General features: G+C 73.7%; 15 protein-coding genes. 6 read left to right on the top strand and 9 right to left on the bottom strand.

Going from position 1 to position 16,756, the window contains the following annotated elements; translation table 11 throughout:
* Positions 1–258 precede the first annotated feature (258 nt).
* The 3 genes from ACZ60Q_RS06125 to ACZ60Q_RS06115 all read right to left on the bottom strand — a co-directional run bounded on the left by ACZ60Q_RS06125 (position 259) and on the right by ACZ60Q_RS06115 (position 3,177).
* Positions 259–1,530: an HRDC domain-containing protein gene (locus tag ACZ60Q_RS06125; protein WP_469629075.1), complete on the bottom strand. Its 1,272-nt coding sequence runs from the start codon at positions 1,528–1,530 to the stop codon at positions 259–261.
* A gap of 114 nt (positions 1,531–1,644) precedes the next feature.
* Positions 1,645–2,307: a LuxR C-terminal-related transcriptional regulator gene (locus ACZ60Q_RS06120; RefSeq protein ID WP_469629073.1), complete on the bottom strand. Its 663-nt coding sequence runs from the start codon at positions 2,305–2,307 to the stop codon at positions 1,645–1,647.
* A 213-nt stretch (positions 2,308–2,520) separates the two neighbouring features.
* Positions 2,521–3,177: a DUF3000 domain-containing protein gene (locus ACZ60Q_RS06115; protein ID WP_359617737.1), complete on the bottom strand. Its 657-nt coding sequence runs from the start codon at positions 3,175–3,177 to the stop codon at positions 2,521–2,523.
* 92 nt (positions 3,178–3,269) lie between these two features.
* Between ACZ60Q_RS06115 and hemE the strand changes: the two genes are divergently transcribed.
* Positions 3,270–4,367 (top strand): uroporphyrinogen decarboxylase, encoded by a 1,098-nt coding sequence (hemE, locus tag ACZ60Q_RS06110; RefSeq protein WP_469629072.1) that lies wholly within the window; start codon positions 3,270–3,272, stop codon positions 4,365–4,367.
* Between the two features lie 37 nt (positions 4,368–4,404).
* On the opposite strand, the gene ACZ60Q_RS06105 is transcribed toward hemE, so the two are convergent.
* The gene (locus ACZ60Q_RS06105) at positions 4,405–5,799 is read right to left on the bottom strand and encodes an FAD-dependent oxidoreductase (RefSeq protein ID WP_469629069.1); all 1,395 of its coding nucleotides are present in this window, start codon (positions 5,797–5,799) and stop codon (positions 4,405–4,407) included.
* A gap of 67 nt (positions 5,800–5,866) precedes the next feature.
* Positions 5,867–6,856, bottom strand: coding sequence for a DUF4349 domain-containing protein (locus ACZ60Q_RS06100; RefSeq protein WP_469629066.1), 990 nt, complete (start codon positions 6,854–6,856; stop codon positions 5,867–5,869).
* A gap of 126 nt (positions 6,857–6,982) precedes the next feature.
* Here ACZ60Q_RS06100 and hemG point away from each other — a divergent pair, with 126 nt between their 5' ends.
* Together hemG and hemQ are read left to right on the top strand one after the other, a co-directional pair.
* Positions 6,983–8,470 carry a protoporphyrinogen oxidase gene (hemG, locus tag ACZ60Q_RS06095; protein ID WP_469629063.1) on the top strand — a complete coding sequence of 496 codons (1,488 nt, stop codon included), beginning with the start codon at positions 6,983–6,985 and terminating at the stop codon, positions 8,468–8,470.
* Positions 8,471–8,474: 4 nt separating this feature from the next.
* On the top strand, positions 8,475–9,203 hold the full coding sequence (gene hemQ / locus ACZ60Q_RS06090) for a hydrogen peroxide-dependent heme synthase (protein WP_469629060.1): 729 nt from the start codon (positions 8,475–8,477) through the stop codon (positions 9,201–9,203).
* Between the two features lie 156 nt (positions 9,204–9,359).
* Here the strand turns inward: hemQ and ACZ60Q_RS06085 are convergent, their stop codons facing one another.
* The 4 genes from ACZ60Q_RS06085 to ACZ60Q_RS06070 all read right to left on the bottom strand — a co-directional run bounded on the left by ACZ60Q_RS06085 (position 9,360) and on the right by ACZ60Q_RS06070 (position 14,356).
* Positions 9,360–10,922: an alpha/beta hydrolase gene (locus ACZ60Q_RS06085; protein ID WP_469629057.1), complete on the bottom strand. Its 1,563-nt coding sequence runs from the start codon at positions 10,920–10,922 to the stop codon at positions 9,360–9,362.
* 128 nt (positions 10,923–11,050) lie between these two features.
* The gene (locus tag ACZ60Q_RS06080; RefSeq protein WP_469629055.1) at positions 11,051–12,124 is read right to left on the bottom strand and encodes a TIGR04222 domain-containing membrane protein; all 1,074 of its coding nucleotides are present in this window, start codon (positions 12,122–12,124) and stop codon (positions 11,051–11,053) included.
* A 6-nt stretch (positions 12,125–12,130) separates the two neighbouring features.
* A complete protein-coding gene (locus ACZ60Q_RS06075) occupies positions 12,131–13,471 on the bottom strand; it encodes an MbnB/TglH/ChrH family RiPP precursor modification enzyme (RefSeq protein ID WP_469629052.1) in 1,341 nt (446 codons plus the stop codon).
* A 156-nt stretch (positions 13,472–13,627) separates the two neighbouring features.
* Positions 13,628–14,356, bottom strand: a complete 729-nt coding sequence (locus ACZ60Q_RS06070) for a peptidyl-tRNA hydrolase (RefSeq protein ID WP_469629049.1) — start codon at positions 14,354–14,356, stop codon at positions 13,628–13,630.
* Between the two features lie 71 nt (positions 14,357–14,427).
* On the opposite strand from ACZ60Q_RS06070, the gene ACZ60Q_RS06065 reads away from it, so the two are divergent.
* Genes ACZ60Q_RS06065 through ACZ60Q_RS06055 form a run of 3 tightly spaced genes read left to right on the top strand, consistent with a single transcriptional unit; the run spans position 14,428 to position 16,756 of the window.
* The gene (locus ACZ60Q_RS06065; RefSeq protein WP_469629047.1) at positions 14,428–15,102 is read left to right on the top strand and encodes an AIM24 family protein; all 675 of its coding nucleotides are present in this window, start codon (positions 14,428–14,430) and stop codon (positions 15,100–15,102) included.
* 2 nt (positions 15,103–15,104) lie between these two features.
* Positions 15,105–16,091 (top strand): ATP-binding cassette domain-containing protein, encoded by a 987-nt coding sequence (locus tag ACZ60Q_RS06060; RefSeq protein WP_469629044.1) that lies wholly within the window; start codon positions 15,105–15,107, stop codon positions 16,089–16,091.
* The gene (locus ACZ60Q_RS06055) at positions 16,088–16,756 is read left to right on the top strand and encodes an ABC transporter (protein ID WP_469629041.1); all 669 of its coding nucleotides are present in this window, start codon (positions 16,088–16,090) and stop codon (positions 16,754–16,756) included. The genes ACZ60Q_RS06060 and ACZ60Q_RS06055 overlap by 4 nt, the downstream gene beginning before the upstream one ends.

Genomic DNA, 16,756 nt, shown 5'->3' with positions numbered 1-16,756 from the left:
GCACTGCTGCGGGGTACGCCACGGGGGCGCACGCCTGCCCTCATGCTACTTGCGGGTAACCAGGCTGCCCACCCCTCGCGACCGGAGCGTCGAAGGTCACACCGCCCCGGCGCCCGGTACCGGCCGCCGAAGTCGTCGCACGACGGTGGAAAGGGCCCTGAACCTGGCGTGATTTCGACCATGGGTTCGGCCGCGGACAGGGTCCGGAAAGCGGAAAACCCCCGGCCGGTGACCGGGGGTGTTCGCTGCGTCACGGGATCAGGAGGCGTCCAGCGCCCGCACCAGGAGCGGGGCGACCTGCTGGATCTGCCAGTTCCGCGCCCCGTATCCGGCGAGGGTGTCCTCGACGGCGCCCGGGGTGGGGTCCTTCGGCGGCTCCCAGCAGACCCGGCGCACGGTGTCCGGGGTGATCAGGTTCTCCTGGGGCATGTGGAGGCGCTCGGCCAGCTCGGAGACGGCGGTACGGGCCGCCGAGAGCCGGGCGGCGGCGGCCGGGTCCTTGTCGGCCCAGGAGCGCGGGGGAGGCGGTCCGGCCGGTTGCTGACCGGGCTGCGGCAGCGCCGATTCGGGCAGTGACCTGGCCCGCTCCACGGCCGCCTGCCACTGCTCCAGCTGACGGCGCCCCATGCGGTGGCCGAATCCCGGCAGCGCGGTCAGGGCCTGTAGGTCGACCGGCAGCGCGAGCGCGGCCTCGATGATCGCGGCGTCGCCGAGCACCTTGCCCGGCGAGACGTCGCGGCGCTGGGCGACCTGGTCGCGGGCGGTCCACAGCTCCCGGACGACGGCCATCTGACGGCGACGGCGCACCTTGTGCATGCCCGACGTGCGGCGCCAGGGGTCCTTGCGGGGCGGCGCGGGCGGCGCGGAGGCGATGGCGTCGAACTCCTCCCGGGCCCACGCCAGCTTGCCCTGCCGCTCCAGCTCCTCCTCCAGCGCGTCGCGCAGGTCGATCAGGAGCTCCACGTCGAGCGCGGCGTAGCGCAGCCAGGGTTCGGGCAGCGGGCGGGTGGACCAGTCGACCGCGGAGTGGCCCTTCTCCAGGGCGTAGCCGAGGACGTTCTCCACCATCGCGCCGAGGCCGACGCGCGGGAAGCCCGCGAGCCTTCCGGCCAGTTCGGTGTCGAACAGCGAGGTGGGCGTCATGCCTATGTCCCGCAGGCACGGCAGGTCCTGGGTCGCCGCGTGCAGGATCCACTCCGTGCCGGACAGCGCGGAGCCGAGGCCGGAGAGGTCGGGGCAGCCGACCGGGTCGATGAGGGCGCTGCCCGCGCCCTCGCGGCGCAGCTGTACGAGGTAGGCGCGCTGGCCGTAGCGATACCCCGAGGCGCGCTCGGCGTCGACGGCCACCGGGCCGGTGCCCGCGGCGAAGGCCGCGATCACCCCGGCGAGGGCGTCGTCGGACGTCACCACCGGGGGAATGCCCTCGCGCGGTTCGAGCAAGGGGATCGGCGCCGGGGCGACGTCGTCCGGGGGGGCGCCCCCGGTGGTTCGCAGTGAAGTGTCTGCTGCGGTCTCTTGGGCGTCGGTCACGTGTCAAGGGTATCTGTGTATGCACGGAGCCCGTCGACGGAACGTTCCGTCGACGGGCGGCCATGCGCGTATTCCAGCCGGAGGCGCATCGGTGCACGTCCCGGCGGGGTGCGGTCAGTGGATGATGCCCGTCCGCAGGGCGACCGCGACCATTCCGGCACGGTCTCCGGTGCCGAGCTTGCGGGCGATGCGGGCCAGGTGGGACTTGACGGTCAGGGCGGAGAGGCCCATCGAGACCCCGATGGCCTTGTTGGACTGGCCTTCGGCGACCAGGCGGAGCACCTCCACCTCACGTCCGGACAGTTCGCGGTAGCCGCCCGGGTGGCTCGGGGAACCGGGGGGCCTGCGGTGCATACGGGCGGCGTTGGCGCCGATGGGGGCGACGCCGGGGCGGGTGGGGTGGCCGATGTTGTTTCGGGTGCCGGTGACGACGTAGCCCTTCACGCCGCCCGCGAGGGCGTTGCGAACGGCGCCGATGTCGTCGGCGGCGGAGAGGGCGAGACCGTTGGGCCAGCCGGCGGCGCGGGTCTCGGACAGCAGGGTCAGCCCGGAACCGTCGGGCAGGTGGACGTCGGCAATGCAGATGTCGCGCGGGTTGCCGACGCGGGGGCGTGCCTCCGCGATGGACGACGCTTCGATGACGTCACGTACTCCGAGGGCCCACAGATGGCGGGTGACGGTGGAACGGACGCGCGGGTCGGCCACGACGACCATGGCCGTCGGCTTGTTCGGGCGGTAGGCGACCAGGCTTGCGGGCTGCTCGAGGAGAACGGACACCAGGCCTCCTGGGGGAGTGGCGGAACGGGCCGGCTCGGGGGTGAAGCCGGGGGCGAACCGTGCTTGAAGGGTCATTGACCTCTTCGGCAGCGGACCCGCCCTCCTTTAGGGGAAGATCGCGATTTGGTGAGTAACAATTCGGGCAAATAGGACGCGCGATCGATTGTACGAAAAGAGAGCCGGTGCTTGTGCGAAACGGGTGACGGAGTGTTACTAAACCTGCGGCCCGCGCCGCTGCGGCAACGTCACCACCGCCGCGTCCGCCGGATCCGACGGCGGCAGTCCCGCGATCTGGCACAGCAGATCGCCCCAGGCCATCAGGTGCGACGCCGTGTCCGGCACACCGCCGCGCGACTCCCTCGGGGTCCACGAGGCCCGGATCTCGATCTGCGTCGCCGGGCGGCGCGTGGACAGCGCACCGAAGTAGTGCGATCCGGCGCGTGTCACGGTCCCGCCGGCCTCCCCGTACGACAGGCCCCGCGCGTCCAGCGCACCCGTCAGCCAGGACCAGCACACCTCCGGGAGCAGCGGGTCCGCCGCCATCTCCGGCTCCAGCTCCGCCCGGACCAGCGTGACCAGCCGGAACGCGCCCTGCCAGGCGTCGTGCCCCGCCGGATCGTGCAGCAGGACCAGCCTGCCGTCCGCGAGATCGTCCTCGCCGTCCACCACCGCCGCCTCCATGGCGTACGCGTGCGGAGCCAGGCGCTGGGGCGGCCTGGTCACCTCCACCTCCAGTTCCGGGCGCAGCCGCGCGGAGCGCAGCGCGTCGACCGCCGCCAGGAACGCGGGCGGCACGGAAGGACCCTCCGCGCGGTCCTTGCTCTCAACGCCATCGGAATGATCGGAAAATTGTCCCTGAGCCGGAGCCATGCGGGGAAGAGTAGGCGGAAGCCGGGCCTCGCGCAGGGAGAGACACCCGTGCGGGGCCGGGCTCCTTCGGCGCGCGTGCGAAGATTCTGTGTGTGAGTGCCAACGACGGCCCTTCGGGCCAGCAGACGACGACCTCCGCCAGTATCGACGCGGTCCGCCACGCCACCCACGACTCGGCGTTCCTCAGGGCCTGCCGCCGCGAACCCGTCTCCCACACGCCGGTCTGGTTCATGCGCCAGGCGGGGCGCTCGCTGCCCGAGTACCTGAAGGTCCGCGAGGGCATCGCGATGCTCGACTCCTGCATGATGCCGGAGCTGGTCACCGAGATCACCCTCCAGCCCGTACGCCGCCACAAGGTCGACGCCGCGATCTACTTCAGCGACATCGTCGTGCCCCTGAAGGCCATCGGTATCGACCTCGACATCAAGCCCGGCGTCGGCCCCGTCATCGCCGAGCCGATCCGTACCCGCGCCGACCTGGCCCGGCTGCGCGACCTCACGCCCGAGGACGTCCCGTACGTCACCGAGGCCATCGGGCTGCTCACCGCCGAGCTGGGGTCCACCCCGCTCATCGGCTTCGCCGGGGCCCCCTTCACCCTGGCCAGCTACCTCGTCGAGGGCGGCCCCTCGCGGGGCCACGAGCGCACCAAGGCCATGATGTACGGCGACCCGCAGCTGTGGGCCGACCTCGTGGACCGGCTCGCCGAGATCACCGGCGCCTTCCTCAGGGTCCAGATCGAGGCCGGGGCCTCCGCCGTCCAGCTCTTCGACTCCTGGGTCGGCGCGCTGGCCCCCGCCGACTACCGCCGCGCCGTGCTGCCCGCCTCCGCGAAGGTCTTCGACGCCGTCGCCCCCTACGGCGTCCCCCGCATCCACTTCGGCGTCGGCACCGGCGAACTGCTCGGCCTGATGGGCGAGGCGGGCGCGGACATCGTCGGCGTCGACTGGCGGGTCCCGCTGGACGAGGCCGCCCGCCGCGTCGGCCCCGGCAAGGCGCTCCAGGGCAATCTCGACCCGGCGGTGCTGTTCGCGCCGACCCCGGCCGTCGAGGAGAAGACCCGCGAGGTACTGGACGCCGCCGCCGGTCTGGAAGGCCACATCTTCAACCTGGGCCACGGCGTCATGCCGAACATGGACCCGGACGCGCTCACCCGGCTCGTGGAGTACGTGCACGAGCAGACCGCGCGCTGAGCGAGAGGTCCCGGGGCCCGCGCCCCGGGACCCGCCGTCAACTCCCCGCGCCCCGCACCGCCGCCACCGCCTTGCGTGCGGCCACCAGCACCGGGTCCCAGACGGGTGAGAACGGCGGGGCGTAGCCCAGGTCGAGCGCTGTCATCTGCTCCACCGTCATCCCGGCGGTCAGCGCCACCGCCGCCACGTCCACCCGCTTCGCCGCCCCGTCCCGGCCGACGATCTGCACCCCGAGCAGCCGGCCCGTTCGGTACTCCGCGATCATCTTCACCGTCATCGGCCTCGCCCCCGGGTAGTAGCCCGCCCGCCCCGTCGACTCGATGGTCGCCGTGACATAGCGCAGCCCGACCGCGCGGGCGTCCTTCTCCCGCAGCCCGGTCCGGGCGATCTCCAGATCGCACACCTTGCTCACCGCCGTACCGACCACACCCGGGAACGTGCCGTAGCCGCCCCCGACGTTGGAACCGATCACCTGGCCGTGCTTGTTGGCATGGGTGCCCAGCGCGATGTGCCGGGTGCGGCCCGCCACCAGGTCCAGGACCTCCACACAGTCGCCGCCCGCCCAGATGTTCTCGTGGCCCGCCACCCGCATCGACAGATCGGTCAGCAGCCCGCCGTGCGGACCCACCGGCAGCCCCGCTCCGCGCGCCAGCGCCGTCTCCGGTTCCACGCCGATGCCGAGGACCACCACGTCCGCCGGATACCTCCCCGCGTCCGTCGCCACCTCGCGCACCCGGCCGTCGGGCCCCGTGATGATCCCGGTGACGGCGGCCCCGTTGACCGTGGAGATGCCCAACCCGTCCATCGCGTCATGGACGAGCCGCCCCATGTCCGGGTCGAGCGTCGCCATCGGCTGTTCGCCCCGGTTGAGGACGGTCACCTCCAAGCCCCGCTTGAGCATCGCCTCGGCCATCTCCACGCCGATGTACCCCGCGCCCACCACGACCGCACGGCGGGGGCTGTCCTCGGAGCCGCCCAGGGCGTCCAACGAGTCCAGGAGCGCCTGCCCGTCGTCCAGGGTCTGCACCCCGTGCACCCCGGCCGCGTCCATACCGGGCAGCGCCGGGCGCACCGGACGGGCCCCGGTGGCGATCACCAGCTTGTCGAAGCCCGTCCAGTACGACCTCCCGCTCTCCCGGTCCAGGGCCCGCACCCGCCGCCCGGCCACGTCCAGCTCGGTGACCTCGGTCCGCATCCGCAGATCGATGTCCCGCTCCCGGTGCTCCTCGGGGGTGCGGGCGATCAGGTCGTCGCGCGCCCCGACGTCGCCGCTCACCCAGTACGGGATGCCGCAGGCGGAGTACGAGGTGAAGTGGCCACGCTCGAAGGCGACGATCTCCAGCGCGTCCGCCCCCTTCAGCCTGCGGGCCTGTGACGCGGCGGACATGCCCGCCGCGTCACCGCCGATGACCACCAGTCGCTCCGCTGCCATGCCGGGTCCCCTTTCGCCGATTCGCCGATCGGGCGAATCACCACGTCGGAGCCCCACGCTACGGCGGTCAGGGGGTCGGAGCGCCCTCCGCCTCCGGCCCGGCCGTCGCCGCCGGTGCCTTGCGGGCCGCCCGCCGGGCACGCAGCAGCCGCCAGACCAGCAGCGCCAGGGCCCCGGTGAGCAGGAACGGGAACGCGGCCCCGAACGCCACCGCGATCCACCGCAGCATCGTCACGAACGCGTCCCAGCCGCCGCCCAGCGCGTCCAGGAACCCCGGGTCGTCCTCCTTCTCCCCGTCGTCGTCCGGGGCGTCCGGCGGCGTCAGGTCCAGGGTGATCGTCGCCAGCGAGGTGCGGTCCTTCAGGCTCGACTGCTGGGCGAGCAGCGACTCCAGGTCGGACTGACGGCTGCTCAGCTCGCCCTCCAGGGCGACCACATCACCGATCTTCTCCGCCCGGTCCATCAGCTCCCGCACCCGCGTCACGCTCGCGCGCTGTGTGGCGATCCGGCTGTCCACGTCGACCACCTGGTCGGTGACGTCCTTCGCGTTCGAGGTGCGCGACAGCAGCCTCCCGGAACCGGACAGCTCCCGCAGCACCTCCTGGAACCGGGCCTGCGGCACCCGCAGCACCAGGCGCGAGGTCTCGTGGGCGTCGTCGAGCCGCTCGGTGTTCTCCGACGCCACCAGGCCGCCCGCGCGCTCCGCCGCACCGCGCGCGGCGGCCGCGGCCCTCGGCACGCTCTTCACCTCGACGGACAGGGAGGCCGTGCGGATGACGTGCGTGGCCGCGGCCCCCGGCTTCGGCGCCGCCTTCGACCCGGACGGCTTCCCGTCCGCCCGCTCCTCGGCCGACGACGCGGCGGCGTCCGCGTTCGCGCCGGCCCCCTCCTGTTCCCCGGGCGGCGCGTACTTGCTGTCCGCCGCCTTCGAGCCGTTGTCCGCCGAGTCGCCCGACGCCCCACAGCCGCTGACGGCGAGCAGGAGGCCGAACACCCCGGCCACGAGCGCCGCGCGCCCGCGGGCCAAGGATCGATCGGTTCTGCTGTTCCATTCCATAACGGGTCCCCCCAGGACGGTGGTTGATGGTGCCGGTTCGACGTGGCCGCTCCGGGACCGGTTGCCGGTGGGCGGTTTCGAAGTGGTCACGGTCAGGACGCGGAACGGGTTTGAGAGAGTGGACCCATGCAGCGTCCTCAACAGCGTGCGGAAACGCCCCCGGGCCACGTCGTCGTCATCGGCGGCGGCATCGCCGGCCTGGCGGCCGCCCACCACCTCGTCGCCACCGGGCTGCGGGTCACCCTGCTGGAGGCGACGGACCGGCTCGGCGGCAAGCTCATGACCGGCGAGGTCGCGGGCGTCCAGGTCGACCTGGGGGCCGAGTCGATGCTCGCCCGGCGCCCCGAGGCCCTCGCCCTGGCCCGCGAGGTGGGTCTCGCCGACCGCCTCCAGCCGCCCGCCACCGCCACCGCCTCGCTGTGGACGCGCGACGCGCTGCGCTCCATGCCCAAGGGGCACGTCATGGGCGTTCCCGGCGACCCGGCGGTGCTCGGCGAGGTGCTGTCGCCCGAGGGGCTGGCCCGGATCGCCGAGGAGCGCGACCTCACCCCGACCCCCGTGGGCGACGATGTCGCCGTCGGCGCGTACGTCGCCGACCGGCTCGGCCGCGAGGTCGTGGACCGGCTGGTGGAGCCCCTCCTCGGCGGGGTCTACGCGGGCGACGCCTACCGGATCTCGATGCGCGCCGCCGTCCCCCAGCTCTTCGAGGCCGTGCAGGAGGGCGGCCCGCTGCTGGACGCCGTCCGCCGCGTCCAGGAACGAGCCGCCGCCCAGCAGCGGACCGGGCCCGTTTTCCAGGGCATCGAGGGCGGCATCGGCACCCTCCCGGCCGCCGTGGGCGACGCCGTACGGGCCGGCGGCGGCGAGATCCGCACCGAGACCCCCGTCCTGGGACTGACCCGTACGGAGTCGGGCTGGGCCGTCCGCACCGACACCCGGACGATCGCCGCCGACGGCATCGTCCTCGCCACCCCCGCCTGGTCCGCCGGCACCCTGCTGGCCGCCGAGTCCCCGGCCGCCTCCGCCGAACTGTCCGGTGTCGAGTACGCCTCGATGGCCCTGGTCACCCTCGCCTTCCGACGGGCCGACATCGAGCGGTACGAGGCCCTGCGCGGCCGTTCCGGCTTCCTCGTACCGCCGGTCGACGGGCACACCATCAAGGCGTCCACGTTCTCCAGCAACAAGTGGCAGTGGGTCGCCGACGCCGCGCCCGACCTGTTCGTGCTCCGCACCTCCGTCGGCCGCTACGGCGACGAGGACCACATCCACCGCGAGGACGGCGAGCTGGTCGCGGTCTCCCTGCGGGACCTCGCCGCCGCCACCGGCCTCACCGCCCGGCCCGTGGACACCGAGGTCACCCGCTGGATCGGCGGCCTGCCGCAGTATCCGGTCGGCCACCTCGCCCGGGTCGCCCGTATCCGCGACGAAGTGGCCCAACTCCCCGCCCTGCGGGTCTGCGGGGCCGTCTACGACGGGGTCGGCATCCCCGCCTGCGTCGCGAGCGGGCGCCGGGCGGCCGAGGAGATCGCGGGGGAGATCACGGGGAAGACCGTGGGAGAGATCATCGCCACGTCGACCCTGGTTCGGGGCACGGGAAGCGAGGCGGGACAATAGCCGTATGAGTGCTCCTGAGACTGTGACATCCAGCAAGAGTCCGAACGCCGGCAAGAAGGCCAAGGACCTCAACGAGGTCATCCGCTACACCCTGTGGTCGGTCTTCAAACTGCGCGATGTCCTCCCGCTGGACCGCGCGGGATACGCCGACGAGGTCCAGGAGCTGTTCGACCGGCTCGCGGCCAAGGACATCACCGTCCGCGGCACCTACGACGTGTCCGGTCTGCGGGCCGACGCCGACCTCATGATCTGGTGGCACGCCGAGACCTCGGACGAGCTCCAGGAGGCGTACAACCTCTTCAGGCGCACCAAGCTCGGCCGCGCCCTCGACCCGGTCTGGTCGAACATGGCGCTGCACCGGCCGGCCGAGTTCAACAAGTCGCACGTCCCGGCGTTCGTCGCCGACGAGACGCCGCGCGACTACATCAGCGTCTACCCCTTCGTCCGGTCCTACGACTGGTACCTGCTGCCCGACGAGGACCGCCGCCGCATGCTCGCGGACCACGGCAAGATGGCCCGGGGCTACCCCGACGTCCGCGCCAACACCGTCGCCTCGTTCTCGTTGGGCGACTACGAGTGGATCCTCGCCTTCGAGGCGGATGAGCTGTACCGCATCGTCGACCTGATGCGTCATCTGCGCGCCTCCGAGGCACGACTCCACGTGCGCGAGGAGGTCCCGTTCTACACGGGCCGCAGGAAGAGCGTCGCAGACCTGGTGGCCGGGCTCGCATAACCAGCGAGTCCCGCACCACCCCAACCCGGAAGATCAGAGAGACGGGCACCGGGCACCGATCGTGCCGCCCGCCTCCCCAGCGACACCGGGTTCGGCCTGGGGGCCGTCGCACCGTGATGGTGCGGCGGCCCCCGCTCCGTACCGCCCCGCCGGAGATCAGTCCAGCGACACCGGGTTCGGCTCCGGGTGCGCGGCACAGTCCGCACCCCGCCCCGGCACCTCACCGGTCAGCAGATACCGGCGCAGATGATCGTCGACGCAGGCGTTCCCGGCCCCGCCGATGCCGTGCGTCCCGGCGTCCCTCTCGGTCACCAGCGACGACCCGGGCAGCCTCTTCCGCAGCTCCAGAGCCCCCTTGTACGGGGTCGCCGCGTCCCGCTCCGCCGCCAGGATCAGCACCGGCGGCAGCTCGCCCCACCGCGTCCCGACCTCCAGCGGCCGCTGCCGGGGCGCGGGCCAGAAGGCGCACGGCAGGTTGGCGAAGGCGTTGTCCCAGGTCTCGAACGGCGCGACGCGCGCCAGGTCCGTGTGGTCGCGGTCCCACACCTCGAAGTCCTCGGGCCAAGGCGCGTCGTTGCACTCGACGGCCGTGTACACCGCTTGGGCGTTCTCGTTGTCCGGGGCCGCCACCGCACGCGGGGAGGCCTGCGCGACCAGCGGCTCCGGGTTGCCCCGGACGTACTCGGAGAGCGCCGTCGCCCGCATCGCCCAGTAGTCGTCGTAGTAGCCGGCCCCCAGGAACGCCGAGTGCAGCTGCCCCGGGCCGACCTTCCCGCCCGCCGGCTCCACCGCCAGCTCGGCGCGCACCTCGTCGTAGTGCCCCTGCACCGACTCCGGCGTGGTGCCCAGGTGGTACACGTCGTCGTGCTTGGCCACCCAGCGGCGGAAGTCCTCCCACCGTGACTCGAAGGCCAGCGACTGGCCCATGTTGGAGCGGTACCAGATCTGCTCCGGGTCCGGGTCGACCACCGAGTCGAAGACCATGCGCCGTACGTGGGAGGGGAACAGCGTCGCGTACAGCGCGCCGAAGTACGTTCCGTAGGACGCCCCCATGAATGTCAGCCGCGGCTCGCCGAGCGCGGCCCGCAGGACGTCCAGGTCACGGGCGTTGTTCAGCGACGTGTAGTGCCGCAGCGTCTCGCCCGCGTGGGTCGCGCAGCCCTCCGCGTACGCCTTGGCACGGGCGACGCGCCGCTCCTTGTACTCCCGCGTCGGGTGGGTCGGCGCGTCGGTCGGGCCCTTCGTGTAGGCCGACGGGTCCTGACAGCTCAGCGGGGAGGAGGAGCCGTTCACCCCGCGCGGGGCGTAGCCGACCAGGTCGTACGCCCCGGCGATCTCCTTCCACTCCGGCAGCTCCCCGGCCATCGGGAAGGTGATGCTGGACGCGCCGGGGCCGCCCGGGTTGTAGACGAACGCGCCCTGCCGGCTCTCGGCCGGGCCGGTGGCCCCGGTGCGGCTGACGGTCAGTTCGAGCTGTTTCCCGTCCGGTTCGGCGTAGTCGAGGGGGACTTTCACCGTGCCGCACTTCAGGGAGTCCGGGAGCATCTCCTTCTCCGGGCAGGAGACGAAGTCGATCCCGGCGGCCGTGGCGCGGGCGGCGGCGATCGCGGTACCCCGGGCCTCGGCGGAGTCCCGGCCCTCCCAGGCCACCGCGGGAGCGGCGGCCAGGGCGGACAGGACCAGGGAGCCGATCGTTGTGTACAGCGCAGCAGTTCTCACGCGCGGTGCCTCTCTGCGGATGCGGAGAGGGATGATCGGGCGGGCGAGAGGTGATGTCCAGGACCGCCCGGGCATGTCCGCGACCATGACCCCGATGGGCGGTCAGCTGCCGGGACATCGGGCCCGGCTCAGGAGCCGCCGCCCCCGCCGCAGCTCGACCCGCCCCCGCAACTCGAGCCTCCCGAACTCGATCCGCCTCCACAGCTGGAGCCGCCCCCGCAGTTCGAACCGGACCCGCCGCCGCCCCCGCCCCCGCCGCAGCTGGAGCCGCCCCCGCAGCTGGAGCCGCCCCCGCAGCTCGAACCGGACCCGCCGCCGCCCCCGCCCCCGCCGCAGCTGGAGCCGCCGGGCGTGGAGGCGGCGCACCAGACCGTCACCCCGACAGCGGCGGCCCCCGACGCATCGCTCCCCGTGGCGTCCCCCGTGGCGTACCCCGACGACCGCCCGCGCGGACCGCCCAGGCCTGCCGCCGCGGCCAGGTGGGCCCGGAGCACCGGGTCCGGCAGGGCGCGGAGCCCCAGCGTCGCGACCAGATGGGCGGGGGTCACCACATAGGAGTAGACGTTCCGGAAGGCCAGGGCGGCCCGGCGGCCCACTCCCGTGATGCGGCCCGAGGAGGCCACGGCGACGATCAGCCCGCTGAATCCGCCGATCAGGATCGGCGGCACCATCAGCACGACGAACGGGAACGGCTCCTCGTCGACGGCGAACTGGACGAAGGTCAGCAGCACGCTCACCGGCAGGGCGGCGACGCACACCAGCCCCTGGATCTTCCCCCAGCGCCGCAGCGGCCGGCTCTCCAGGGGTGACACGAGCAGCCCGCGCGCGGCGAGCCCGTCGCCGATCTCCTGCACCGCCGGGTGCCGCATCACCGCGTCCCGCAGGACGTGCAGGGCACCGCTCGGCGCGGCGGCCAGCTCCTGGAACACCGCGCGTTCCACCGGGTCGTTCGCCCGCGCCCGCCGGATGCCGACCACGCCGGGCCCGCCGACGACCAGCCGCCCGTCGGCGTGCAGGGCGCTCAGGGCGGTATCCACGACCCTGGCCGGGCCGCCGTTCAGGAACGCGACCTCGTACAGGTCGCGGAGCGCGACGCCGGGGGCCGGGCGGGGGCGGCGGGCCCGCCCGTTCACGGCTCTGGCGACGAGCGCCACCGAGGAGACGACGACCACGACGGTCAGCAGCAGAGCCAGTACGTACACGGCGGATCACTTCCTCACGAGGACGGCACGGGCCGCCCGGACCAGACGGGTGGCACGACGCGGGGGCCGGGTGCCCGACCGGTCCTGCCACCAGTGCGTCAGCCGGCGCCGCGCCACCGGATCGGCGGGACCACCCGCGATGAGCACGTACTCCGCGAAGTCCAGGGCGTCGCGCCGGTACCCGCCGGACATCGGCCGGCTCCCGGCGTACGCGAGGAACGCGGCGCGATAGCCGTCGCCGAGGATCTCCGGCAGCTCCGGCGCGACCTTGGCGACGACGTCCGCGCGTTTGGCGGCCAGCGCCCGGCTCTGCACCCGTAGCCGCCGGTGGTCGAAGCCCTCGGGAGCCGGCGTCCCGGCCACCAGCGCGGAGAGCAGCGCGGTCTGCGCGACGGCGGTACGGTCACGGGTCCCGGCCGGTACGGAGGCGACAGGCGTACGGTCCCGGTCGCCGCCCCCGCCCCCGTCACGTGCCCGGTCACGTGCCGCGTCCCGGGCCGAGGGGCGGATCGTGGGACGCGGGGGAGCCGCCCGCCGCAGCGTCGCCCGGATCGCGTCCAGTTCGCCCGCCAGCTCGGCGGCCGGCCCGAAGGCGTCGTCGCGCTCCAGCAGCACGCCCGGCGGGTCGACCCGGGAGCGCAGCTCGGCCAGTACCTCCAGGACGGGGGCGGTCACCGGGTGGGCGTGCGTGTCGTGCCAGACACCGTTCCGCTCGACGCCGCCGGCCACATGGACGTACGCGATGGCCTCCACCGGCAGCTCGTCCAGCGCCTTCGCCGGGTCCTGGCCGAGGTTGACGTGATTGGTGTGCAGGTTGGCCACGTCGATCAGCAGCCGTACCCCGGTCCGCTCGACCAGCTCCGCCAGGAACTGTCCCTCGGTCAGCTCCTCGCCCGGCCAGGTGATCAGCGCCGCGATGTTCTCCAGGGCGAGCGGCACCGGCAGCGAGTCCTGCGCGATCCGCACGTTCTCGCACAGCACGTCCAGCGCGTCCCAGGTGCGCGGCACCGGCAGCAGATGCCCCGCCTCCAGCCTCGGCGACGCGGTCAGCGGCCCCCCGGCCCGTACGAACGCGATGTGCTCGGTCACCAGCGGTGTCCCCAGCAGCTCGGCGCGCGCCGCGAGAGAGGCGAGGCGCACGGGGTCCGGGCGGTCGGCGCCGCCGAGCCCGAGCGCCACCCCGTGCGGTACGACCCGCACGCCGCGCTCCCGGAGCCGTACGAGGGAGTCCGGGAGATGGTCGGCGCAGAGGTTCTCCGCGACGGCCTCGACCCAGTCGATCCCCGCCAGCGCCTCCACCTCGTCCGCGATCTCCGGCCGCCAGCCGATGCCGATGCCCAGTTCCATGGTGTCCTCCCCCTGCTCACCTCGTCCTGTTCAGGGGGCATGGCCCCGTCACCCGGCGATGAACCCGACCAGAGGGACGTTCAGAGCTGGATTTGAGGTTCCCGGACCGCCGCCCCCGTTATGGCATCGGCATCATCATGGGTGGCACCGGACCGCTCAGCGGCGCAGCGCCGGATGGTCGGCGACCACCGTGCAGGACCCCGGGGCGACCTCGGTGAACCCCGCGTCGCGCACCACCGGCAGCCCGCTCGCCGTCAGTTCCCGCCAGCGCTCCGCACCGGGGGTGGCCACGGACAGCGGGAACCCGGCCTCGCGCCAGGCCTTGCGCTCGGCGCCGGACAGCTCCCACCAGGCGAGCTGCGCCCCATGCCCCGCCTGCGCCATCGTCTTGCCCGCCGACATGTCCACCTCGGGATTCAGCCACAGCACCGGGCCCGACCGATCGGGCGCGGCGGGCGGCTCGGGGTCCTCCAGGTCGGTGCCCGACACCTGGAGCTTGGCCAGCTCCTTGGGCCAGCCGTCCAGCGGGATCGGCGGGAACACCCGTACCTCCGCGCCGTCCTCGCCCGTCACGGTGATGCCGTCCAGCGCCGCGGCCTTGCGCCACTCCGCTCCGCGCGCCCGGCGCACGACCTTGCGGATCCGGGCGTCCTGCCAGTCCCGCATCGCCCCGGCCCACTCGCCGTCCCCCAGAGACCGTTCGTCGGAGAGGATCGTCAGCACCGCACGGGCGGCGGTCCGCAGTGCGTCGGTGCGGGCGGGCGGTTCCGTCTTCTCCAGGTGGAGCACCAGCGGCAGCACGAACTGCCGCTCCTGGTCGCGGTCGGTCGGGCCGTCGTGGAACGGGCTCTCCGGGGCGGGGGCGGGAATGTCGTCGCTGGTCACCGTCCCATTCTGTCAGGCGGGACGGGTCACCCGCTTGGCGGAACGACCGGGTCCGGGTGAGGATGCTCCGCATGAAGAGCGATCTCTTTTCCAGTGAGCACATGGCCCAGCCGGCCACCGCCCCCGGTATGACCCTGCAGAACACCAAATCGATCAAGTACGCCGTCAACGGGGAGATGCACGCCCGACAGGGCTCGATGATCGCCTTCCGAGGAGACCTCCAGTTCGAGCGCAAGGGCCAGGGCATCGGCGGCCTGCTCAAGCGCGCGGTCACGGGCGAGGGACTGGCCCTCATGGCCGTCCGGGGCCAGGGCGAGGCGTGGTTCGCGCACGAGGCGTCCAACTGTTTCATCGTCGAGCTCGACCAGGGCGACTCCATCACCATCAACGGCCGCAACGTCCTCTGTTTCGACCCCACGCTCTCCTACGAGATCAAGACCGTGAAGGGCGCCGGAATGGTCGGTGGCGGTCTCTTCAACAGCGTCTTCACGGGCTACGGCAAGCTCGGCCTGATGTGCGAGGGCACCCCGATCGTGATTCCCGTGACCGCCGCCCAACCGGTGTACGTGGACACCGACGCGGTCGTCGGCTGGAGCCAGCAGCTCACCTCCAGCCTGAACCGCTCGCAGAGCGTCGGCTCGATGGTGCGCGGCGGATCCGGCGAGGCCGTCCAGCTGATGCTCCAGGGCGAGGGCTTCGTCATCGTGCGGCCCAGCGAGGCCAAGCCCGAGAAGACCTCCAGCTGACCGTGGAATTACGGGGCGTGGGCCACCGGTACGGCCTCCGCGGCACCTGGGTGCTGCGCGGGGTCGACCTCACGCTGCCCGGGCGGGCGCTCGTCCGGGTCGAAGGGGGCAACGGCGCGGGGAAGTCGACCCTGTTACGGCTGCTCGCCGGGATCGACGCGCCCGCCGAGGGGCGGATCACCGGCCGCCGGGCCCGTACGGCGTACGTCCCCGAGCGCTTCCCGGCGGCGCTGCCCCTGACCGCCGCCGGCTACCTCGTCCACCTCGGCCGGATCCACGGACTGCGCGGTGCCGAGGCGAAGCGGCGGGCGGGGGAGTGGCTGGACCGGTTCGGGGCGGCGGATCACGCCCGTACCCCGCTCGCCGAACTCTCCAAGGGCACCAGCCAGAAGGTCGCCGTAGCCCAGGCGCTGCTCGCCGCACCGGACCTGCTGGTCCTGGACGAGGCCTGGACCGGACTCGACACCGCCGCCCGTGCCGAACTCGACCGCGCCGTGGCGGAACGCGTCGCGGCGGGCGCCACCGTCGTCTTCGTCGATCACGACCCGCGACGCCTCGCCGGGGCGGCGGACCTCACCCTGCGGACCGCGGGCGGCGGAGTCCACCGGGCGACCACCCCGACGCCGACGGGCCCCGTCACCGGCCCCCGTGTCCTGATCGAGGCCGAGGGCCCGCCCGGCGCACGGCTGCCGGCGGGGCTGCCGGGCGACCCGGTCCGGGAGCCGGGGGCAGGCGCGGCCTCCGGCCCGGTACGCCTCACCGTCCCCGCGCCCTACTCCGACGCGCTGCTGGCGGCCCTGCTCACGGCCCGTCCGCTCTGGCACATCCGGCGGGTCGTCCCGGCGCAAGCAGCGGGGCCGGTCGAGGCGGCCGAGACCGCGGTGGCGGCGTCGGCGCGGGAGGCCGGGCCGGCCGGGGCTGCGGCGTCGGCACAGGCGTCCGCGCAGGCCAGGTCCCCCGAGCCGGCCGAGGGGGTCGAAGCGCCGTGACCGCCCTCCTCCGCTACCAGGCAGCCCTGCTCGTCCGCTCCCAGCGTTGGCTGGCGCCCCTCCTGCTGTACGCGGCCGTCCTCGCCGTAGGCGTGCGGAGCGGGCAGCCGGTGCTGGGCTCGCTCGGCGTCGTGGCCGCCGCCGTGCTGCCCGTCACCGCGTGGGCCGTACACCTCTGCGTCGCCCAGGAGCCACCCGCCGCCCGGACGGTGGCCTCGGCCGCCGCGGGGCCCCGGCGGGTCCACCTGGCCGCGCTGCTCACCGCCACGGGCTGTGCGGCGGCGCTCGCCGTGGTGAGCGCCGCCGTCGTCCTGCTCATCAGCGTCCCCGTCACCGACGACGGCGCCCGCGCGGTCTCCCGGCCGGCCGCCGCGCTCGCCGGACTCCTCGCCGTCCTGTGCTGCGTGCTGCTGGGCGCGGCCGTGGGGGCGCTGAGCACCCGTCCGGTGCTGGGTCGCCGGGGCTGGTCCGTCGCGGCGGCCGTGCTCGGGTCGCTCCTCGCGCTCGTGACCACCGGATCCCCGGCGCGCCACGCGGTCACCGCCCTGGTCACGGGGGAGCGTACGGGGACGGTCCAACCGCCCGCCCTGCCCCTGCTCGGGGCGGCGGCGCTCGCCGCCGCTGCGGCGTTCCTCGTGTGCCGGATCGCCGCCCGGCGCGGGTGA

This window comes from Streptomyces sp. NPDC104313 (genome assembly GCF_055583985.1).
This window is presented reverse-complemented; position numbering and strand designations above follow the sequence as displayed.